Below are 19,967 nucleotides of genomic sequence, written 5' to 3' on the forward strand. Positions count from 1 at the left end.
CTTCAGGCTATAATCGCCGCCACTTTGTGGTTGGCGATGGCCGACCATTTTCCTGACGCTGCCATTCATGCCGCAGCCAACGAAGGAGTGACTGCATGCCACTGACGCGTAAACGCGCGATGACCACGGCCATGGTGCTCAGCCAGGCCCTGCCCTACCTGCAACGCTTTGTCGGCAAAACCATCGTGGTGAAATATGGTGGCAACGCCATGATCGACGAAGAGTTGAAGAACTCCTTTGCTCGCGACATGGTCATGCTCAAGCTGGTGGGCATCAATCCCATCGTTGTTCACGGCGGTGGCCCACAAATCGGCGAGTTGCTGGCCAAGCTGAACATCGAAAGCAAATTCGTTAACGGCATGCGCGTCACCACCAGCGAAACCATGGATGTGGTGGAAATGGTGCTCGGTGGCTTAGTAAATAAAGACATCGTCAACCTGATCAACCAAAACGGCGGCAAAGCCATTGGCCTGACCGGTAAAGACGGCCAGTTGCTACACGCGCGCAAACTGAAAGTGAAGAAAAACACCCCCGATATGCAGCAGCCCGAGATCATCGACATCGGCCATGTCGGCGAGGTAGCGCGTATCAACACCCAAGTGCTGGATATGCTGACGCGCAGCGATTTTATTCCCGTGATCGCACCGATTGGGGTGGATGAAGCGGGCAACTCCTACAACATCAACGCCGATCTGGTTGCCGGTAAGGTGGCCGAGGTGCTGCGTGCAGAAAAGCTGATTTTGCTCACCAACATCGAAGGCTTACTGGACAAAGAAGGCAAACTACTGACCGGTTTATCCACCGCAGAAGTCGATGCCCTGATCGCCGACGGCACCATTCATGGCGGCATGCTGCCAAAGATTCGCTGTGCTCTGGACGCCGTTCATGCTGGCGTGGTGAGCTCGCACATCATTGATGGCCGTTTGGCCCACTCCACCATGTTGGAGCTCTTCACTGACGAAGGTGTCGGCACCTTGATCAGCGACGGTCGATAGGGAACAGTCCATGAGCCAAAGCGAAAAACTGTCACGGCGGGATCAGATACTGCAGGCACTGGTGCACATGCTGGAAACCAACCCAGGGGCACGCATCACCACCGCCAGCCTGGCGAAAACCGTTGGCGTATCCGAGGCCGCGCTGTACCGCCACTTTCCCAGCAAAGCCAAAATGTTTGAAGGCTTGATTGCGTTCATTGAGGACACCGTGTTCTCGCGCATCAACCGTATCCTGCAAGATTTCGACAGCGCCGATGAACGCTGTGAAAATACTCTAACCCTGATCCTGACCTTTGCCGAAAAGAACCCCGGCATGTGCCGCTTGCTGTCCGGCGACGCTCTGGCTGGTGAAACCGATCGCCTGCGCACGCGCATACAACAGTTTTTCGAGCGCATCGAAACACAGTTGCGACAGATTTTACGCGAAGCTGAAATGCGTGAGGGAAGAGTGGCAACGGAGACCGTCAGCGCGGCAGCTAATTTGTTGACGGCGGTGCTGGAGGGGCGCATTCGCCAGTACGTGCGCACCGAGTTTGAGATATTGCCCACCAGCTATTGGGACGAGCAGTGGCGCTTGCTGCAACCCAATTTACTGCGACATCGCCAGAGTTAACTCTGGCGAGACGCTTACAAATCGCCCAGCGCCTGATCCACGCGGTCGTAATCCACTTCGTCGTTCAAGGTGCCCGGTTTATACACCTGTAGAATGCGCATGCGCTCATATTGCTCGGCGTAATCCTTGGTGCTGTCGATCATTTCCTTGCGGCGCGTGGTGATGGTCTGTTGCGTTTCACTGATGCGATTTTGCAGTTGCACAATTTCTAGGCGCATATCGGCAGGCACTTCCCGCCCAACGCGCTCAACATTGGCCGCCCGGCTCTGAGCTTGCTCTAGCTTTTCTTCAAAACCAGCAATACGGCGGCGCTGCAATTGCACGTATGCATCCAATTCATCGGCGCGGCGCTGGCGCGCCCGCTCGACGTCTTCCGGCTTGGCATACAGGCGCAGCAGCTCCATGTCCTTGGCACGGCGATCGGCGATTGCCTGAATACGGGCTTCTTTGCGCCGCTCGGCTTCTTCGCGCGCTTTAATCTCCGCCGGCGTCAGCGCCCGATCCACGCGGTCAATCACCATGCCACGGGAGTTCAGAACTTCATAACCGAGATGCTTGTACTCTGATGGCACGTGGTCTTTGATCACAGTGCGACCCTCGACCTTGAAGCGATACAGCTTCGATGCCCACGCCGATGAGGCCATCACCAGCGACACAGATGCCAGTACACAGACAAGCAATCTCATGATGAATCTACACTCCGTATTGGTCCCGATAGCGACGAATGGCGTCTTCATATTGCTGCAGCTCTGGCTGCTGCGCAACATACTCTAACACTTGGTTCAGACCGACAATGCTGATCACCTGCATGCCAAAGTCGCGCTCCACTTCCTGAATGGCTGACAACTCGCCCTGACCTTTTTCTTGGCGGTCCAACGCAATTAACGCCGCTGCTGGCTTCGCTTGCGGCGCTGCTTCAATCATAGCCATGACTTCACGAATGGCGGTGCCGGCGGTGATGACGTCATCAACAATCAGTACTCGGCCAGTTAGGTCTGCGCCGACCAAGGTGCCGCCTTCGCCGTGGGCTTTGGCTTCTTTGCGGTTAAATACATAAGGAACATCTTTGCCGTACTGGTCGTACAGCGCGACAGCCACAGTAGTAGCGAGGGGAATGCCTTTGTAGGCAGGGCCGAACAATACGTCGTAATCGATACCCGCGTCTTCTAACGCTGCGGCATAAAAACGCCCCAGCTTGGCCAGTGCAACGCCACTGTTAAACAGTCCGGCATTGAAGAAATACGGGCTCACACGGCCCGACTTGAGCGTGTATTCACCAAAACGTAACACGCCTTGCTGAATCGCAAATTCGATAAATTCCTGTTGGTAACTCTGCATGATAAGAACCTTGGCTGCGGTGCGATGGTCGGTCACCGGCACATCTGCAAAGCGATGCTGGGCGATGGCACTGCAGCAGGCAAATAGCTCAGCGGCCAGCGCGTGTCCGTCTCGACGTGGCGACATGGTATAGACTGCAGCCGCAAACGGGCATCGACGGATTCACAGAATGCGCGGATTTACCGATGCTCAGGATGCGGTATCATACACACTTCACTATCCGGGAACCATGTATGAGGATTGTCAGTTTACACGTCGATGGCCTGCAACAAGCGGTCGATAAGGGGTTGTATACCTGGCTGCAGGGTGCCGATGCCGACGTCATCGCGCTGCAGAATTTGAAAGCCAAGGAGTATCAGCTGTCAGACGATGTGCTCTACCCGGATGGTTACAATGCTTATTTCTTTGATGCCGAAGCCGACCACTACTCCGGCGTTGCCATTCTGACGCGCGACATGCCGAAAGCCATCATGACCGGCTTGGCCTTCTCGCACTGCGACCTGCAGGGGCGCTATATTCAAGCCGACTTCGACCACGTCAGTGTCGGTTCTATCCTGTTCCCAAGCGTTGACGAGCACAACAGCCTGGAAGACAAGCTGGCGTTTCAGCAAGCCTTCTTGGAGCATCTGCAAAAGACGCGACGCAAACGCCGTGAATTTATTTTTTGCGGCAACTTTGAAGCGGCGCATAAAACCGTCGATATCGCCAACTGGCAAGACGCCCAGCAATCACCGGGGTTTTTACCGGAAGAGCGCGCCTGGTTTGATCAGATGTTTGGCCCTGTGGGTTTTGTCGATGCCTTCCGCGAGGCCAATTTTGGCGAAAACCAATTTACCTGGTGGCCGGACGCCGACAGCGCGCGTCGCAACTTGAACGGCTGGCGCAAGGACTATCAGATTTGCACACCCAATGTGCGGCAGTACGTGGTGGATGCCAAGATCGACACCAACTTACAGTTCGGTGACCATGCCGCGGTGATGGTCGAATACGAGTTCGATGACGAATAAGCGCCTCGAAGGGCGCTTATTGTTAACTGTCTAAAGCCGTTTGCTGCGCTGCAGCCAGCTCACCAATCGCCTTTTGCGCCAGCGCTAGCATGGCGTTTAACTCGTCGGCGCTGAACGCTTCTTGCTCAGCGGTGCCCTGCACTTCAACAAAGCCACCGGCGGCGGTCATCACCACATTCAAGTCCGTATCGGCTTGGGAATCCTCGGCGTAGTCCAAATCGAGCACCGGAGTGCCTTGGTAAATTCCCACCGAAATCGCTGCGATTGGGCTTTTGATTGGGTTGGTTTTGATGGTACCCGCCGCAAGCAAGCCGTTGATGGCATCGGCCAGCGCCACATAAGCGCCAGTGATGGCGGCGGTGCGCGTGCCACCGTCGGCCTGAATCACGTCGCAGTCCAGCGTGATGGTATTTTCACCGAGTTTATTCAAGTCCAGCGCGGCACGCAGGCTGCGGCCAATCAAGCGTGATATTTCTACCGTGCGCCCTTGCTGCTTGCCTTTGGCCGCTTCACGAATCATGCGTGAGCCAGTCGAGCGCGGCAACATGCCGTATTCAGCCGTTACCCAGCCACGGCCCTCGCCCCGCATAAAGGGCGGTACACGGTTTTCCACGCTGGCGGTACAAATGACTTTGGTATCACCAAACTCCACCAACACAGAGCCTTCGGCATGCTTGGTAAAGTTGCGAGTAATACGCACATCGCGCAGTTGGTCGGGCTGACGGCCGCTGGGTCGCATAGCAGTTCCTTAAAATATGGAGGATGAAACGGCGTCATTATACGGCACAGACGCCCTCTTGGGCGCTTGGATTGAAGCACGTACAATGACGTTTTCACTATCGGAGGCACACCCGTGGGCACAGCTAAGGTATTCAGCATGACAGCCTTTGCACGCGCTAGCAGCGAGCAAACGGATGGCCGTTTCACCTGGGAAATACGCAGCGTCAATAGCCGTTACCTGGAACCCCACTTTCGCTTACCCGATGCCTTTCGTGAATTAGAGCCCAAGCTGCGGGAGCGGTTAAAGCACTACCTCAGCCGTGGCAAAATCGAGTGTGCGCTGAAGTTCCAACCGCTGGCGGGTCAGTCAGAGCTGAGCGTCAACACCGCGCTGGTAGAGCAACTCAACCAAGCCGCCGATCAGATTCACGCCATTATCGGCCCAGGCAATGCCATGAACGTACTGCAGCTAATGCAATGGCCAGGCGTACTAGACAGCAACACGTCGGACAGCAAAGCGCTGCAGGCCAGCGCCCTGGATGCGTTTGAGTCAGCGCTGCAACAATTGCTGGCGGCGCGCGAACGCGAAGGGCAGGCATTGGCCGATATGATTCAGCAGCGCTTGCGAGCCATGCAGCCGCTGGTAGCGCAAGTGCGTGAGCAAATGCCCGCTGCGCTGCAAGCACAGCGTGCGCAACTGCAAACACGCCTAGAAGAACTGCAACAGCAGCTCGCACCCGAGCGGCTGGAACAAGAGATGGTGCTGCTGGCACAAAAGGCCGATGTCGCCGAGGAACTCGACCGACTCGATACGCACCTGGCAGAAGTGACGCGCATTCTCAGCAGCAATGAGCCCATTGGCCGTCGTCTCGACTTTATGATGCAAGAGCTCAACCGTGAGGCGAATACGCTGTCGTCGAAATCTCTTACGGCTGCCATCACCCAAGCGGCGGTCGATTTAAAAGTACTGATCGAGCAAATGCGCGAACAAGTACAAAACATCGAATGATGACACCTAGTATGAGCAGTACACACTCAACCCTGACGTGGGACGCGTTTATCCGTCTGTTTCATTGGCTGCTGGTCGCCTGCATCAGTTTTGGCTGGTGGTCTGGCGAGCAAGGCGGCGAGTGGATGGAATGGCACATGCGCAGCGGCTATGCGGTGCTCGCCCTGGTGATGTTCCGCTTACTGTGGGGTTTTACCGGCACTCCTTTTGCGCGTTTTCGCCAGTTTGTGCGCAGCCCTCTGACGGTGTGGCGCTATGCCAACGGCCTGTGGCGCAAAGACGCGTCGACGTATCAAGGACATAACCCACTGGGTGGTTGGATGGTGGTGGCATTGCTGCTGTTGTGTTCCGCTCAAGCCGGTACCGGGTTATTCGCCAATGATGAGATTTTTACCGAAGGGCCGCTGGTCGCCTTGGTCAGCTACGACCTGAGTGTCGAGATCACCCGCTGGCACCGTACCCTGTTCGACTTACTGCTGGCCGCCATCGCCTTGCATCTCATCGGGGTCGCCACGCATCAATGGGGTAAAAAAGAGCCGCTACTGCAAGCCATGCTGCATGGCCGCAAACCCAGCCAAAGCAATGACAACAGCGTCGCCACGCCTTGGCTGCGCGGAATTCTGGTGGCAGCCATTGCCGCCACCAGCGTGTGGGCGTTAATCAGTCTTTGAACTTGTCGTGGCAAGACTTACAAGTGCGCGCCACGGTGATGAAAGCCGGTTTGATGGTCTTCATATCACCGCTGGCAGCCGCCTGCTGCAGCGCGGCCGTGTTGTTTTGGAACTGTGTCATGGTGTCAGCAAAGGTTTGCCAGTCGTCTTCGATGCTCGGTAAAGCGGACGTGCTGCTGGCGTAAGTGCCGGCGCGAAAACCCTCCAACGGCATATGGCTCAGCGCCGCCAGGTTGGTGGCGCGGCGGCTAAATTCTTCCGCGTCGTAGTCGATTTTGCCTTTAACCATGTCGCCCATCGGGCCAAACTGCCATTTCACTGCTTTAAAAATGCCTTTGCGGTATTCCACCGCCTCAAATGGCTTGATCTCAGCCAGGGCCGTCATGCTCAGTGCGCCCAATACGGCGGCTAAGGTCACTTGCTTGAGTGCTTTCACGGATACTTCCTCTGTTATTATGTCGCGCCGCGAGTGTATCGACATCGCCAACCGACTCGCAACGCGCTTACGCTCCTTGACAGACAGCACATCACTTAGCCAGCAGGCAGAATACGTAACGACTCGGCGTAAATGATTTCGCAAGCGCCGTCGCCGGTATCGTCGCGACTGGTGGAGCTAACCCAGTGCCAGCCATCGCTGCTGTCGGCACGAATCAAATAGCCTTCAATGTGCACCAGATCACCACGCCGCACGCGTTTTAGCTGGTCGGCGACCCAGTCACTGGCCGGCACGATGTGCATATTGGCGCTAGAGCGCTCAATATCGCGCCGCGGGGCTGGCAGTTGCTCCGCGCGCCAACGATACCAGCGACCGCTTTGACTGATATCCAGTGAGTCCAGAATCTGGCTGTCCGACATAATGCCCCAGCCCAGCGCCAGATCCGTTGGGGACAAGTCGGCCTCGCGTCCGAAGTGGTAGTCTTCGCGCGCCAACACACGCGCTGTGATGTCAAACTCCGCCAGCGGCGTTAAGGTGTATTCATCCAGCGTCAGCAGTGCGCCAGAGCGCACTGTTCGCTGCTCTGGCGGCTGCGGCGCTGTTTGCCCCGGTGGATGCTCACGCTCACTGGCCGGCCAGACCAGCCACAGCAACAATATCAGCAGTACAGGCCATACTTTCATGGTAATGCTGGTGAGCTTTGTCGCTGGCTTTTATATACTGGCGCGCTTTTATCGCGACGCGTTACTGGAGTCATCATGATTGGTACCTTGTATGTCTTTTCTGCTCCCTCAGGAGCCGGCAAGACCAGTTTAGTGAAAGCCTTGCTGGACAGCACCGGCTACATTGGCGTCTCTGTGTCGCACACCACGCGCGCCGCGCGCCCAGGCGAAGTCGATGGCCAGGACTATCACTTTGTCGACAAGGCCGAATTTGAGCGCTTGATCGGCGAAGGCGCGTTTCTTGAGCATGCGCAAGTGTTTGATAATTACTATGGCACTTCGCAGCGCTGGGTAGAAAGTGAGCTGGCCGCCGGTCGTGATGTGATTCTCGAAATTGATTGGCAAGGGGCACAGCAAGTCCGTCGCTTGATGCCAGACACTGTCAGCGTGTTTATCGCTCCGCCATCGATCGAGGCCTTACGCGAGCGCCTCGGCCAGCGTGGCCAGGACGATGACGCCACCATCGAACGTCGCATGCGCGATGCACGCAGCGAAATGAGCCACTACGCTGAATACGACTATCTGATCGTCAACGACGATTTCAACAACGCGGTGGAAGAGCTTCGCGCCATCGTGATTGCTCGTCGTCACCGTCTGGAAGCACAGCAAGAACGCCACGCCAGCACCTTGCAAGCGCTGTTGAACGACTGAACCAGAAGCGTATGAAAGTTGAGCATTATGTAATCAAAATGCTTTCTTTCAGACCAATTTCAGATAAACTATCAGGTCAATTCGAATTCGACTGAAAACAGGATAACTATGGCCCGCGTTACCGTTGAAGACTGCTTGAACAACGTAGACAACCGCTTTGAACTGATCATGCTGGCGACCAAGCGTGCTCGTCAAATTGCCGTACAGGGCGCTGAACCACTGGTGCCGGTTGAAAATGACAAGCCTACCGTACTGGCCCTGCGTGAAATCGCTGAAGATCTGGTGACTCCGGCCAGCATGGCCGCTCACGAAGAAGCTGAGCGCAACAACAGCCTGTAAGGCGATTCTTTGTGCCCACCATTGATGCCCTGGCTGAGCGACTGACCCAATATCTGACGCCCGTTCAGATTAAACAGGTCAGTCGTGCGTATTATTACGCCGAACAAGCTCACGAGGGGCAGCGCCGCCGCAGCGGCGAACCTTATATTATCCATCCATTGGCGGTCGCCAATATCCTCGCCAACATGCATCTTGACCATCAAAGTCTGATGGCCGCCATGCTGCATGATGTCATTGAGGATACCGGTATCCCCAAAGGCGCCCTGTCGACTCAATTTGGTGATGTGGTCACCGAGCTGGTTGATGGCGTTTCCAAGCTCACGCACATCCATTTCGAGAGCAAAGAGCAGCAACAAGCCGAAAACTTCCAGAAGATGGCCATGGCGATGGCCAAAGACATCCGCGTCATTCTGGTTAAGCTGGCTGATCGCCTGCACAACCTACGTACCTTAGGTTCATTGCGGCCGGAAAAACGCCGTCGTATCGCACGTGAAACCCTCGATATTTACGCACCGATTGCCAATCGTTTGGGTTTGAACGATGTCCGCATCGAAATGGAAGAGTTGTGTTTTGAAGCCATCTACCCGATGCGCTCCAACATGATTCGCAAAGCGGTGAAGGCAGCGCGAGGCCATCGCAAGGAAATGGTCGACACCATCTCCACCGCGATTCGCAACCGCCTCAATGAAGTAGGCGTTCAGGCGCGCATCGTGGGCCGCGAGAAACACCTCTACAGCATTTATTGCAAGATGCGTGACCAGCGCAAACCGCTGGCCGATATTATGGATGTGTATGGCTTTCGCCTGATCACCGAGAGCGCTGACGATTGTTACCGCCTATTGGGCGCCATGCATTCTCTGTACAAACCCATTCCTGGGCGCTTCAAAGATTACATCGCCATCCCTAAAGCCAACGGCTATCAGTCATTGCACACCACCTTGATTGGCATCGCCGGTCTGCCCGTTGAGATACAGATTCGTACCGAAGAAATGGAAGCCATGGCCAACCATGGTATCGCCGCGCATTGGCTGTACAAATCTGACGTTGATCCGGCTAATGGCAGCCAACGCGCCCGACAATGGGTGCAAAACCTGCTGGAACTGCAAAAAAGCGCCGGCAGCCCGATGGAGTTCGTCGAGCACGTTAAGGTCGATCTGTTCCCCGACGAAATCTACGTATTCACGCCTAAAGGCAAGATTCTGGCGCTGCCAGCAGGCTCTACCCCCATCGATTTTGCTTATGCCGTGCACACCGACGTCGGCAATCGCTGCATTGCGTGTCGTATCAATCGCCAGCTGGCGCCATTAAGCGCCAAGCTGCAAAACGGCCAAACGGTGCAAATTGTGACGGCGCCCAACTCGCAGCCGAATCCGGCGTGGCTCAATTTTGTCGTCACCGGCAAAGCCCGCTCGAACATTCGCAGCTACCTGAAAAACCAGCGCCGCAGCGAATCGGTATCGTTGGGCGAGCGGCTGCTTAACAAAGCGCTCAGCAGCCTGGGTAAATCTCTCGATGATATCGATGCCCATCACATCCATCTGGTGCTGGAAGAAACTGGCATGGAAAGCCTCGACGATCTGCTGGAAGACATTGGCTCCGGCAACCGCATGGCGCCTCTGATGGCGCGTCGATTGCTGGTCGCCAACCGCGATTCCGACGTTGATTTGGGCGCGTTCGAGCAGTCTCCATTAGCCATCAAGGGCACCGAAGGACTGGTGGTGAGCTTTGCCAAATGCTGCAGCCCGATTCCTGGAGACCCCATTGTTGGTCACGCCAGCTCAGGTCGTGGTTTGGTGATCCATACCGAGCACTGCAAAAACGTCGAAGAGTATCGCGACAACCCAGAAAAGTGCGTCATTCTCAGCTGGGACAAAGACATCAATACCGAGTTTTCGGTCAACCTCAAGGTCTATATGGAGCACCGCCGTGGCGCCGTGGTGGAACTGGCCAGCGCGGTTAACCAGGCCGATGCCAGCCTCGACAGCTTCTCTGTCCAAGAACGAGATGCACGCCTTAGCGTCGCTCATATGACCATCAGCATTCAGGGCCGCAATCATCTCGCCAGAGCCATTCGCCGCTTGCGCCATGTGCACGGTGTCACCAAGATCGTTCGTACCCGCAACTAACTCCTCCCTTATTACACTCACTGAGCCTTGGCATGACCGACCTACTTGAGTTGCGTGAGTATCAAATCAAACCCGGCCAACTGGACGCGTTTTTACAGCTGATGCGTGACACCATCCTTCCCTATCAGCGGGCGCAAGTCATGGAGGTAGTCTTCACCAGCCACTGGTGCGATGAGCAAGGTCAGGACTGGTTTGTGTGGCAACGCCGCTACCGCGATGAGGCCCATCGCCAGCAGTTATTTGAGCAGGTCTATAACGATTGGTGGATCGAGCACATTCGGCCACAAGTGTTCGAGCTGATTGAAGCCGACACCGTGCGCGTGCGCCTTCTCACCCCCACCGCATTCTGATCCATTGGCGCCGCCACCATCGGTGGGCATAATGGCGCCTCCTAAATTTCCGGCGCAGTGACCTATGACCGTTTTTTTACTGTTTTTGGCAGTGGGTGCTCTGGCGGGCCTGCTTGCTGGCCTGTTTGGCGTTGGCGGTGGCATGGTCATCGTACCTGTGTTGGTGCTGACGTTTGAGGCACAACACCTCAGTGCCGATGTGCTCACACATATGGCCGTGGCTACCTCCTTGGCCACCATCGTATTTACCTCGATCAGCTCAGTGTTGGAACATCATCGCAATGGCGCCGTGCAATGGCCACTGGTGACGCGCTTGAGTGTGGGTATCGTCATCGGCACCGCCATTGGTGTCGCGCTCATCACCCAGGTGCCAGGCCCAGTGCTGCAAAACATCATCGGTGTGTTTGCGTTGTTGCTGGCGGGCAAAATGTTCTTCGACCTCAACCCCGGCAGTGACGGTACCATCCCGTCAGTACCGGCGATGGTGGGCGCCGGCGGCGTCATCGGTTTTGGCTCTTCCTGGTTTGGCATTGGCGGCGGCACCTTCACCGTGCCCTATTTAAGCTGGATGCGCATTCCCATGCGCCAAGCAGTCGCTACCTCTGCGGCCTGCGGTTTACCGATTGCCATCACAGGTGCCATCAGCAACGTTTGGGCAGGTTGGAACAACCCGTTATTGCCCAGCTGGAGCAGTGGCTTTCTGTACTGGCCAGCCATCGTTGGCATCGTATTGACCAGTGTTCCGATGGCCAAAGTCGGCGCGCGACTAGCCCACCGGCTGGATCAGAACAAACTGAAAAAAGGTTTTGCCTTGCTGCTGTTGGTAGTCGGGCTGCGCTTCTTGCTCGGTTGAACCGAGCCAGACGTATGCGCTCTTAAACTGTCACACGGATGGCCGACACTGCCACCCAATCATTTGATAAGGACCCAATATGCTGAAGTACCCGGATATCGACCCCGTTGCCATCGCCATCGGTCCGCTGCAGATCCACTGGTATGGGCTGATGTATTTGCTGGCGTTTGGCACCGCCTGGTGGCTGGCCAACTATCGCGCGCGCCAGCCCGGCTCAAACTGGACGGCTGAGCAAGTCAGCGACCTGATCTTTTATGGCGCCATGGGGGTCATTCTTGGTGGCCGCTTTGGTTACGTCATGTTTTATAACTTCTCACAGTTTCTCGACGACCCAATTTGGTTGTTGCGCGTGTGGGAAGGCGGCATGTCCTTCCATGGTGGACTGCTGGGTGTGCTGATCGCGGTGGCGATATTTGCGCGCAAATATCAAAAGAACTTTTTTGATGTCGGCGATTTCGTCGCGCCTTTGGTGCCCATTGGTCTGATGTTCGGACGCATCGGTAATTTCATTGGCGGCGAGCTGTGGGGCCGAGCAGCGGATCCTCAAGCTGTGCCTTGGGCCATGGTTTTCCCACGTGCCGATGAGCTGGCACGTCATCCGTCGCAGCTGTATCAAGCCGGCTTGGAAGGCTTAATGCTGTTCATCGTATTGTGGTGGTACTCCAGCAAGCCGCGCCCACGCATGGCGGTGGGTGCTGCGTTTTTGCTTGGCTACGGGATTTTCCGTACCATTGCCGAATTCTTCCGCGAGCCCGATGCGCACATCGGCTTTGACCTGTTTGGCTGGATGAGCCGTGGCCAGTTGCTGAGCCTGCCGATGATCGTTGCAGGCTTATTGCTGATGGCCTGGGCTTATCGTCGTCGCCCCCAGAGTGTTTAAACAACCATGCAACAGTATCTCGATATGATGCGCCACGTGCGCGAACAGGGTGTGTTCAAACAAGATCGTACCGGCACCGGTACCTACAGCTGCTTTGGCTACCAGATGCGCTTTGACCTGAGCCAGGGCTTTCCGCTGGTGACCACCAAAAAGTTGCACCTGCGCTCCATCATTCATGAACTGCTGTGGTTCTTAAGTGGCGACACCAACATCGCCTACTTAAAAGAAAACGGCGTTTCTATTTGGGATGAGTGGGCCGATGCTGATGGCAATCTGGGGCCAGTCTATGGCTCGCAATGGCGCAGCTGGCCAGCGGCGGATGGCCGCCAGATTGATCAAATCAGCCAGTTGATCGAGCAGGTTCGCAACAACCCGGATTCACGTCGTTTGATCGTCAGTGCTTGGAATGTCGGTGAAATCGACAATATGGCCTTGCCGCCTTGCCATGCTTTTTTCCAGTTCTACGTCGCCGATGGCAAGCTGTCGTGTCAGTTGTATCAGCGCAGCGCCGACGTATTTTTGGGTGTGCCGTTTAACATTGCCAGTTACGCCTTGCTGCTGCATATGATGGCACAGCAATGCGAGCTGGAGGTGGGTGATTTTGTCTGGACCGGTGGTGATGTGCATTTGTATGCCAACCACCTAGAGCAAGCCGACCTGCAACTGACGCGTGAGCCGCTGCCTTTGCCGCAGCTGGTTATTCAGCGCAAGCCGGAATCCTTGTTCGACTATCAGTTTGACGACTTTGTTATCGAAGGATACCAAAGCCACCCGCACATTAAGGCACCGGTCGCGGTCTGACCTGCCTATCCTCCCGATAGGGCTGACGAGAAAGTCTGAGTTAATCACCGCTGGCTATACTGGTTACGTTGTATAGCTGCGGTTGTTTTCCTGATGACACAAGTCAGCCCGATCCCGCACCAGCGGTCGCAATTATTTTGCTTAAGCTTGGACGATTCCGCCTTTGACTTCTGGCAAGCACAAGCCCGAGGTGAAGCGCTGATAAGCCGCTGCGACGGCTTTGCCGACATGAGCAGCCAATGGTTGCAGTCCCCCGACAGCGCGCTGGCGATTGCCGCCAGCCATTACGATGGCAGGCTGCGCGACTTGCTGGAACGGCTGCAACTGACCCTGCCCGATGCCCCGGTGATTGTGCTGTTGCAGCAACCGTGCGGCGCGGATATTGCCGTTGAGCTGATCGACCTAGGCGTACAGGAAGTGGTGGTCTCGCCTGAGTCGGGCTGGCAACTGGACGACTCATTGGCACTGGCCAGCGCTCGCAAACACCATGAGCTGCAACTGCAGCGCAGCTCTCATTACGACTGCCTAACAGGATTAGCCAATCGCACCCTGTTTCAGGACCGGCTGGATTACAGCTTGGCGCAAAGCCAGCGCCGTCAACGCGGTTTGGCACTGCTGTTTATCGATCTTGATCGCTTTCGTATCGTCAATGACGTATTCGGTCACGATGGCGGCGATGAGGTATTAAAAGTCATCGCAGCGCGTCTGCAACAATGCGTGCGCCGCGCCGACACTTTGGCTCGGCTGGCCGGCAACAGCTTTGCGGTATTGCTCGACAACATCAATGACACCCACATCGCTGAGCTGGTGGCCGACAAGCTGCGCTTGCGCATCAATCAAGCGATCGAGCTGGGCGAAGAAGAAGTGTTTGTTAGCGCCAGTATCGGTATGGAACTGGCCACCCGCGTCGGTTTCGATGCCGGCCAGCTGGTGCGACGCGCGGAGTTGGCGTTGCATCAAGCAAAACAGCAAGGGCGCCAGCGCAGCCAGCTGTACGAAGATCAGCCCTCGCCCATCAGCAGCGTACGCGCAGGGCTGGAGAGCTCATTGCACCATGCGCTGGAGCGCGATGAGCTGTACTTGGCCTATCAGCCCCAGGTGCAAGTCGATAGCCGCCGCTTTGCTGGCGTCGAAGCGCTGATGCGCTGGCAACACAGCAGCCTGGGTTCAATTCCACCGGCGGTGTTTATTCCGGTGCTTGAAGACACAGGCTTGATCGAGGCCTTTGGTGAATGGGCCATTCGCAGCGCCTGCCGACAATATCAACAATGGCTGCAACAAGGCCAAGTACCGGACAACAGCAAGGTCTCCGTCAATCTGTCACCCAGGCAGTTCCGCCAGGATAACTTGGAGCAAATCGTTCGTCGCACCTTGACCGAGACCGGCCTGCCTGCCCATAACCTGATGCTGGAAATTACCGAGAGCATGCTTATGACCAGCGTCGAGCAAAATGCCGAGTTGCTGTCGCGGTTGCGTGAATTGGGCATCGGCGTCGCGATTGACGATTTTGGCACCGGCTATTCGTCGTTGGCGTATTTGAAAAATCTGCCCATCGATGTACTTAAAATCGATCGCATGTTTGTCAAAGACATCGTCGACAACGCCGATGATGCCGCCATCGCTCACTCCATCATTAATCTCGCCCACAACCTCGGGCTGAAGGTCATAGCCGAAGGCGTGGAGGATGTCGAGGTGCTGGAAATCCTCAGTTTACTCGGCTGCGATCAGTACCAAGGGTATTACTTTGCCCGCCCCAGCAACGCCGCAGACATACCCGATTTGGTGGCCCGCTGCCGCTGACGTATGATGCCGCTTGAATTACCAACCTCAGTGTAATGGAGCTGCTGTGTCACTTGCTTTGATCGTTGCGAAAGCGCAAAACCACACCATTGGCCGTGATAATAAACTGCCCTGGTACCTGCCCAATGACCTCAAATACTTTAAGCAAGTGACACTCGGCAAGCCGATTATTATGGGCCGCAAAACCTACGACAGCATTGGTAAACCACTACCAGGGCGCACCAACATCGTTATTACCCGGCAAACCGATTATCAGCCGCCGCAGGCCGACGAGAGCGTGCGCGTGGTCGACAGTCTGGAGGCGGCGCAGCAACTGGCGGAGCAAATACTGCTGATCAACGGCCAAGACGAGGCCATGATCATTGGTGGGGCAGAGATTTACGCTTTGGCGTTGCCGTTAGTCGAGCGTATGTACATCACCGAAGTGCACGCCAAGGTGGATGGCGACGCGTTTTTCCCCGCTTTTGATACCCAGCAATGGCAGCCCGTGGCGCGGGAAGACTTCAGCGCCGAAGGTCCAAATCCATACGATTACAGCTTTGTTGTCTACCAGCGCCGCTGAACCTTAGCCACCGTCCGCGCTCTAACCCCGCTGGAAACGCATCACGCCTAGGGAATAGCAGTGCGGACGCTGCATTTAACATTACTACTGTCAGTCGTGCTGCATGGCTTGGCCTTATGGTGTTGGCCAAATTCGACAGCATCATTCCACCCTCTACTTGTAACCCAGACGGTGGCCCTGAATGTGACGTTGGCGCCGTCGAAAAGTCCCTCTGGGGCTGGCACTGTCGCCGAGCAGATATTAACGCCTACGCCATCAACGCCAGCACCTGATAAGCCAGAAGCGGGTGCAGCAGCACCTCACACCCAGCCGCAAACGTCACCTAAGACACCATCACTTGCCAACACGCCGCCCGCGAAAACGTCAGCGCCAAAAACAGTCATCAACTGGCAACTGCCCAGCGACTTGTCCGTCCCCACACCAATCGAGCATCCATCGACCACAGGCACCACTGACGGCGAAATTTTCGACCCGCGCCTGCGGCGCTCGGTGCTAGAAACCAGGCAAGTCCAAGAACAGCAGAGAGCGGCGGTACGTACTGACATCAGCACGCATGCACTCAGCGGCGAAGGCCGACGCTATATTCGCGCTGGCGACCATTGTTTTATTCACCAAGCCGCCGACCCGTTGGATGAGGACAGTTTCGAAACCTGGTCTCCCGTTCGCTGCGTCACCGACAATCGGCGCTAGCCAGGCAATATTGGCCCTTACTTCTGTCATCCACTGCGCCGACAATGGCAGCAACCGCGTCATGAGAAAGCCAATGAAATACACACTGAAAGTCTATGCCGGTAGCGAAGCACTGACACACATCCGCCAGCACGGTTTGCAACCTGATGATATCGACATGTTGTTGGGGGCATCCGGCGGGCCGAAGTGGTTGTCATTAGCCGCGATGGATCGCTATTGGTTAAGCGAATGGTTTGCCCAGCGCAGTAAACCGCTGCATTTGTTGGGCACATCGGCCGGAGCCTGGCGTTTGGCCTGCTTCGCTCGCACTGACGCATTGGCCGCTCACCAGCGCTTTCAGCAGGCCTACATGAGCCAACGCTATTCGGACAAACCGAGCGCTGCCGAAGTAGCCGCTGGATGTCAGGTCATTCTGGACGACATGCTCGGCGATGACGGCGCCAGCGAAATCATTCAGCACCCAGTGATGCGCTATCACACTCTGGCGACACGCTGTCGAGGCCTGGCCCGTTTTGACACTAAAGCACTGCAATCGCTGGGTTTATTGGGCGCTATGAGTGCCAATGTGGTGGCACGCAGTGCCATGCGCCCATGGTTGCAACGCACCTTGTTCCACCACCCGCAGCAACCGCCCATCAGCTACTTTCCCCATTTACCCGCCCAGCGCGTCACCTTAAATGAACACAACCTGCAGCCGGCGCTCATGGCCACCGGCGCGATCCCATTGGTCATTGCCGGAGTGAAGCACATACCCGGTGCCAAGCGCGGTACCTATCGCGACGGCGGCATTACCGACTATCAATTTGATCTGCCAGTGCTACCACAAAGTGGTTTTGTGCTGTATCCGCACTATTTTGCGCGCGCACCGAAAGCAGGCTGGTTCGATAAGAAGTTATCTTGGCGTCAGGCGTCCGCGCACCACTACCGGCGCACCATTATGATCACCCCGTCATGGGAGTTTGCGCAGACGTTGCCCGGCGGGCGGATTCCAGATTTGGAGGATTTTTACCAATTCACCGACTACGACGTACGCAGAGCTCGATGGGAGCAGGCGGTCAGTCAGTGCCAACGTTTGGCGGATGATTTGGCCACCATCGATCAACAGCAGCGCTGGGCCGAAGTGGCCGAGCCGCTGCCGTGGTAAATCGGGGTTATTCGGCGGACGTTTGCTGCGCCGCTTGCTGAGCCTGATGCTGCATCACGCGCTGCACCACGGTTTGATACTGAGCCTGAGCTTGATTCAGCTGCTCCAGTAACTGCTCGCTGCTGTCATCGACGGTTTTCATACCGTCTACTAGGGCTTTGCTAAGGGCATCGCCCGCGGCTTTCACCTCATCCATCTGCATCACTTGCTGCTGTGCTTGCTGCAAGGCGTTGCGCTGTTCGGTGTATTCCTGCTGCATTTTTTCACGCTGTTCTTCAGTCAGCGATTGTGCTTTTTGTTTGGCTTCTGCTGCAATCTTTTCCAGCTTCTGGCGTGCTTCGTCAGCGTTGACGCCCAGTTCGGCCATCTTGCTTTGCACCATGTCGGCAAAATCGTCTTTTTGCTGTTGCAGTTCAGGCTTCTTCTCCAAGGCTTGCTGCTGAATGGTTTGCAAGCGATTGCCAAGCTGCTGAATCTTTTGCTGCAGCTGCTGCAATACTTGCCCAGCCGTCAGTTGCGCCGGTGCGGCTTCGGTGGCTGTGCTGTCGGCAGCAGAAGTGTCTTCAGCATGGGTGGGTGCAGCCAGCAAAGACGCGGCAAACAATACAGGGAGAGAAATAGAACGCATGAACATGGCTGTCATCCTTATTGGTTTGCCGAGACGGTAGCAGACAGCCCCGGGGCCATGTCAATCGGTGGGCGGTTATAAACGAAACTCGTGCTCAATTTGCACCACCAACTGATCGCTGCCAGCGGGCAATGGCGCCAACGGCAGGGCTGCATCAATGGCACTGGTCACGGCCTGATTCAATTCGCGGTGGGCTGCCGATTGCAGGGCGGTGCTGGAAATTAACTGGCCATCGGCGGCGATCACCAGCTGGTAAGAGACACGGCCGGTCTTTTTCAGTATCTGCGCCGCTTTCGGATAACGAATGTTGTCACGCACTCGGCTGATTAACTGTTGGCGATAGGCATCAAGGCTGACGGAGTCATTGCCGCCAGCGCTTTCCATATTCGCCCCCTCAGGGGCTTTGGGCTCAGGGTTGGGGAGCGGCGTGGCATCGTCGAGCAAGAAACGATAGCGCAGTGGCAGCGTCCAAGAATCGCCGTCTAAGGCTTCAGGCACCTCGACCTTACTCGCCACCACCTGCAAAGCACGCTGCACCTCACTAATCAGCAGCTTGTGGGCGCCGTTTTCGGCCGCCATGACTTCAATGATGTCGCCGTTGCGGCGCAGTGTCAGGCTGACTTCCACCAGACCTTCTTGCTCAAACTGACGTGCCCAAGCAGGGTAAGCCACCTCAGCGTTAAGGGCGTTTTGCATGCGCCACTGCAGCACTGCCGCCAGATAGCGTTGCTGCTCGGCTGGGTCCACCGCTTGCTGCTTGGCACGCTCGGCTTCCAGCGCGGCCAGACGTGCTGCCTCAGCTGCGCGCTGACGTTCCGCTTCTTGCTGCGCCAGACGCTCTGCTTCTAATCGCGCCTGCCGTTCAGCTTCTTCTTTGGCTTTACGCTCCGCCAGTATGCGGGCACGACGTTCCGCCTCTTCGCGTTTGGCTTGCTCGGCTTTGCGTCGTGCGGCTTCTTCGGCGGCTTGCGCCGCCTGCTGTTGCTGCAGTTCCTGCTCGACCCAGCCTTTGTACAAACCGAGACGCGCGCTAGGAATCTTATGTTCGGCCAGCATTTGGCGTTGGCGCTGACTGAGATCGTCCTTCACCTTGCCCAGCATGCGATCGCGGAAGTCGCGCGACGGCGGCAACGGGCCGATCCAGGTGTTCACCAGAAAATTAAACAGCTCCGTGCCACTGCTGCGAATCGCCAGTTGCTGATTCAGATAAATGCGGGTGCCCACGGCGGGCTGATAATCGATGGTGAGCTCATCGCCTTGCAGCAGATCTTCGCGCAGCAATTCAGTCAACTGCTGAATACCACGCGCCACTTGGGCTGATTGGCTGACGTTTTCGTTATTGATGGAGATGTTGTTTTGCCACATCTGCTGCCAGCGCCGCGGCGACCAACGCTTGGCCGCCACCACCAAGCGCATGCGTTTGGCAGTCGCAGCACTGCGCACAAACACGACGTCGTCACTGGCCTGCGACAGGTACAGGCCACCGATGTAAATGTCTTGGGATAAGCGCTGGTAACTGGCGCTGCCATTGAGCACCAATTGCGCCTGAACAGGCATCGCTAAAACACAGAGCAACAATACCGCAGACAGACTTCGCGCCATGATCAATCCTCTCGACATCGGTTCCCCCGC

The 19,967-nt window shown here is 56.4% G+C and carries 23 protein-coding genes; 16 read left to right on the plus strand and 7 right to left on the minus strand.

The features are described from left to right. The first annotated feature begins 95 nt into the window (after positions 1 to 95). The gene (argB, locus tag CHH28_RS03015) at positions 96 to 995 is read left to right on the plus strand and encodes an acetylglutamate kinase (RefSeq protein ID WP_094058913.1); all 900 of its coding nucleotides are present in this window, start codon (positions 96 to 98) and stop codon (positions 993 to 995) included. Between the two features lie 10 nt (positions 996 to 1,005). Continuing rightward, the gene (gene slmA, locus CHH28_RS03020; RefSeq protein ID WP_094058914.1) at positions 1,006 to 1,608 is read left to right on the plus strand and encodes a nucleoid occlusion factor SlmA; all 603 of its coding nucleotides are present in this window, start codon (positions 1,006 to 1,008) and stop codon (positions 1,606 to 1,608) included. A 14-nt stretch (positions 1,609 to 1,622) separates the two neighbouring features. Here the strand turns inward: slmA and CHH28_RS03025 are convergent, their stop codons facing one another. Together CHH28_RS03025 and pyrE are read right to left on the minus strand one after the other, a co-directional pair. After that, complete coding sequence (locus CHH28_RS03025; protein WP_157729745.1) at positions 1,623 to 2,294, minus strand: DUF4124 domain-containing protein; 672 nt, start codon at positions 2,292 to 2,294, stop codon at positions 1,623 to 1,625. Between the two features lie 7 nt (positions 2,295 to 2,301). After that, on the minus strand, positions 2,302 to 2,946 hold the full coding sequence (gene pyrE / locus CHH28_RS03030) for an orotate phosphoribosyltransferase (RefSeq protein ID WP_094061966.1): 645 nt from the start codon (positions 2,944 to 2,946) through the stop codon (positions 2,302 to 2,304). 233 nt (positions 2,947 to 3,179) lie between these two features. On the opposite strand from pyrE, the gene CHH28_RS03035 reads away from it, so the two are divergent. Beyond that, the gene (locus tag CHH28_RS03035) at positions 3,180 to 3,953 is read left to right on the plus strand and encodes an exodeoxyribonuclease III (protein ID WP_094058916.1); all 774 of its coding nucleotides are present in this window, start codon (positions 3,180 to 3,182) and stop codon (positions 3,951 to 3,953) included. 22 nt (positions 3,954 to 3,975) lie between these two features. Here CHH28_RS03035 and rph read toward each other — a convergent pair whose 3' ends face one another. After that, complete coding sequence (gene rph / locus CHH28_RS03040) at positions 3,976 to 4,692, minus strand: ribonuclease PH (protein ID WP_094058917.1); 717 nt, start codon at positions 4,690 to 4,692, stop codon at positions 3,976 to 3,978. A gap of 138 nt (positions 4,693 to 4,830) precedes the next feature. Between rph and CHH28_RS03045 the strand changes: the two genes are divergently transcribed. Together CHH28_RS03045 and CHH28_RS03050 are read left to right on the plus strand one after the other, a co-directional pair. Further along, positions 4,831 to 5,682, plus strand: coding sequence for a YicC/YloC family endoribonuclease (locus CHH28_RS03045; protein ID WP_094058918.1), 852 nt, complete (start codon positions 4,831 to 4,833; stop codon positions 5,680 to 5,682). Positions 5,683 to 5,693: 11 nt separating this feature from the next. Then, positions 5,694 to 6,353, plus strand: coding sequence for a cytochrome b/b6 domain-containing protein (locus CHH28_RS03050; RefSeq protein ID WP_157729746.1), 660 nt, complete (start codon positions 5,694 to 5,696; stop codon positions 6,351 to 6,353). On the opposite strand, the gene CHH28_RS03055 is transcribed toward CHH28_RS03050, so the two are convergent. Continuing rightward, complete coding sequence (locus CHH28_RS03055; RefSeq protein ID WP_157729747.1) at positions 6,343 to 6,789, minus strand: c-type cytochrome; 447 nt, start codon at positions 6,787 to 6,789, stop codon at positions 6,343 to 6,345. The two genes, CHH28_RS03050 and CHH28_RS03055, sit on opposite strands and share 11 nt — an antisense overlap. A 95-nt stretch (positions 6,790 to 6,884) precedes the next feature. After that, positions 6,885 to 7,472: a hypothetical protein gene (locus tag CHH28_RS03060; RefSeq protein ID WP_094058921.1), complete on the minus strand. Its 588-nt coding sequence runs from the start codon at positions 7,470 to 7,472 to the stop codon at positions 6,885 to 6,887. A gap of 72 nt (positions 7,473 to 7,544) precedes the next feature. On the opposite strand from CHH28_RS03060, the gene gmk reads away from it, so the two are divergent. From gmk to CHH28_RS03115, 11 genes are all read left to right on the plus strand, one after another. Beyond that, on the plus strand, positions 7,545 to 8,162 hold the full coding sequence (gene gmk, locus CHH28_RS03065) for a guanylate kinase (RefSeq protein WP_199244071.1): 618 nt from the start codon (positions 7,545 to 7,547) through the stop codon (positions 8,160 to 8,162). 108 nt (positions 8,163 to 8,270) lie between these two features. Beyond that, a complete protein-coding gene (gene rpoZ / locus CHH28_RS03070) occupies positions 8,271 to 8,501 on the plus strand; it encodes a DNA-directed RNA polymerase subunit omega (protein WP_094058923.1) in 231 nt (76 codons plus the stop codon). 11 nt (positions 8,502 to 8,512) lie between these two features. After that, a complete protein-coding gene (spoT, locus tag CHH28_RS03075) occupies positions 8,513 to 10,627 on the plus strand; it encodes a bifunctional GTP diphosphokinase/guanosine-3',5'-bis pyrophosphate 3'-pyrophosphohydrolase (protein ID WP_094058924.1) in 2,115 nt (704 codons plus the stop codon). A 32-nt stretch (positions 10,628 to 10,659) separates the two neighbouring features. After that, positions 10,660 to 10,977: an NIPSNAP family protein gene (locus CHH28_RS03080; protein WP_094058925.1), complete on the plus strand. Its 318-nt coding sequence runs from the start codon at positions 10,660 to 10,662 to the stop codon at positions 10,975 to 10,977. A gap of 64 nt (positions 10,978 to 11,041) precedes the next feature. Then, positions 11,042 to 11,830, plus strand: coding sequence for a sulfite exporter TauE/SafE family protein (locus tag CHH28_RS03085; protein WP_094058926.1), 789 nt, complete (start codon positions 11,042 to 11,044; stop codon positions 11,828 to 11,830). 79 nt (positions 11,831 to 11,909) lie between these two features. Continuing rightward, positions 11,910 to 12,710 carry a prolipoprotein diacylglyceryl transferase gene (gene lgt / locus CHH28_RS03090; RefSeq protein ID WP_094058927.1) on the plus strand — a complete coding sequence of 267 codons (801 nt, stop codon included), beginning with the start codon at positions 11,910 to 11,912 and terminating at the stop codon, positions 12,708 to 12,710. Positions 12,711 to 12,716: 6 nt separating this feature from the next. Beyond that, positions 12,717 to 13,511 (plus strand): thymidylate synthase, encoded by a 795-nt coding sequence (gene thyA, locus CHH28_RS03095; protein ID WP_094058928.1) that lies wholly within the window; start codon positions 12,717 to 12,719, stop codon positions 13,509 to 13,511. A gap of 93 nt (positions 13,512 to 13,604) precedes the next feature. Next, complete coding sequence (locus CHH28_RS03100) at positions 13,605 to 15,311, plus strand: putative bifunctional diguanylate cyclase/phosphodiesterase (protein ID WP_094058929.1); 1,707 nt, start codon at positions 13,605 to 13,607, stop codon at positions 15,309 to 15,311. 46 nt (positions 15,312 to 15,357) lie between these two features. After that, a complete protein-coding gene (locus CHH28_RS03105) occupies positions 15,358 to 15,873 on the plus strand; it encodes a dihydrofolate reductase (protein WP_094058930.1) in 516 nt (171 codons plus the stop codon). 183 nt (positions 15,874 to 16,056) lie between these two features. Beyond that, positions 16,057 to 16,563, plus strand: coding sequence for a hypothetical protein (locus CHH28_RS03110; RefSeq protein WP_157729748.1), 507 nt, complete (start codon positions 16,057 to 16,059; stop codon positions 16,561 to 16,563). Positions 16,564 to 16,636: 73 nt separating this feature from the next. Next, entirely contained in the window at positions 16,637 to 17,707 is a 1,071-nt protein-coding gene (locus tag CHH28_RS03115; protein WP_094058932.1) for a hypothetical protein, read from the plus strand. 7 nt (positions 17,708 to 17,714) lie between these two features. Here CHH28_RS03115 and CHH28_RS03120 read toward each other — a convergent pair whose 3' ends face one another. Together CHH28_RS03120 and CHH28_RS03125 are read right to left on the minus strand one after the other, a co-directional pair. Further along, entirely contained in the window at positions 17,715 to 18,341 is a 627-nt protein-coding gene (locus CHH28_RS03120) for a hypothetical protein (RefSeq protein ID WP_094058933.1), read from the minus strand. Positions 18,342 to 18,410: 69 nt separating this feature from the next. Next, positions 18,411 to 19,937 (minus strand): TonB family protein, encoded by a 1,527-nt coding sequence (locus CHH28_RS03125; RefSeq protein ID WP_199243994.1) that lies wholly within the window; start codon positions 19,935 to 19,937, stop codon positions 18,411 to 18,413. Between the last annotated feature and the right edge of the window lie 30 nt (positions 19,938 to 19,967).

It is taken from the genome of Bacterioplanes sanyensis, from assembly GCF_002237535.1.
Taxonomy (GTDB): Bacteria; Pseudomonadota; Gammaproteobacteria; order Pseudomonadales; family Oceanobacteraceae; genus Bacterioplanes; species Bacterioplanes sanyensis_A.

Coding starts and splice junctions, on each gene's coding strand:
- argB (WP_094058913.1), top strand. CDS start 96: ATGCCACTGACGCGTAAACGCGCGATGACCACGGCCATGGTGCTCAGC.
- slmA (WP_094058914.1), top strand. CDS start 1,006: ATGAGCCAAAGCGAAAAACTGTCACGGCGGGATCAGATACTGCAGGCA.
- CHH28_RS03025 (WP_157729745.1), bottom strand. CDS start 2,294: ATGAGATTGCTTGTCTGTGTACTGGCATCTGTGTCGCTGGTGATGGCC.
- pyrE (WP_094061966.1), bottom strand. CDS start 2,946: ATGCAGAGTTACCAACAGGAATTTATCGAATTTGCGATTCAGCAAGGC.
- CHH28_RS03035 (WP_094058916.1), top strand. CDS start 3,180: ATGAGGATTGTCAGTTTACACGTCGATGGCCTGCAACAAGCGGTCGAT.
- rph (WP_094058917.1), bottom strand. CDS start 4,692: ATGCGACCCAGCGGCCGTCAGCCCGACCAACTGCGCGATGTGCGTATT.
- CHH28_RS03045 (WP_094058918.1), top strand. CDS start 4,831: ATGACAGCCTTTGCACGCGCTAGCAGCGAGCAAACGGATGGCCGTTTC.
- CHH28_RS03050 (WP_157729746.1), top strand. CDS start 5,694: ATGAGCAGTACACACTCAACCCTGACGTGGGACGCGTTTATCCGTCTG.
- CHH28_RS03060 (WP_094058921.1), bottom strand. CDS start 7,472: ATGAAAGTATGGCCTGTACTGCTGATATTGTTGCTGTGGCTGGTCTGG.
- rpoZ (WP_094058923.1), top strand. CDS start 8,271: ATGGCCCGCGTTACCGTTGAAGACTGCTTGAACAACGTAGACAACCGC.
- CHH28_RS03080 (WP_094058925.1), top strand. CDS start 10,660: ATGACCGACCTACTTGAGTTGCGTGAGTATCAAATCAAACCCGGCCAA.
- CHH28_RS03085 (WP_094058926.1), top strand. CDS start 11,042: ATGACCGTTTTTTTACTGTTTTTGGCAGTGGGTGCTCTGGCGGGCCTG.
- lgt (WP_094058927.1), top strand. CDS start 11,910: ATGCTGAAGTACCCGGATATCGACCCCGTTGCCATCGCCATCGGTCCG.
- thyA (WP_094058928.1), top strand. CDS start 12,717: ATGCAACAGTATCTCGATATGATGCGCCACGTGCGCGAACAGGGTGTG.
- CHH28_RS03100 (WP_094058929.1), top strand. CDS start 13,605: ATGACACAAGTCAGCCCGATCCCGCACCAGCGGTCGCAATTATTTTGC.
- CHH28_RS03115 (WP_094058932.1), top strand. CDS start 16,637: ATGAAATACACACTGAAAGTCTATGCCGGTAGCGAAGCACTGACACAC.
- CHH28_RS03120 (WP_094058933.1), bottom strand. CDS start 18,341: ATGTTCATGCGTTCTATTTCTCTCCCTGTATTGTTTGCCGCGTCTTTG.
- CHH28_RS03125 (WP_199243994.1), bottom strand. CDS start 19,937: ATGGCGCGAAGTCTGTCTGCGGTATTGTTGCTCTGTGTTTTAGCGATG.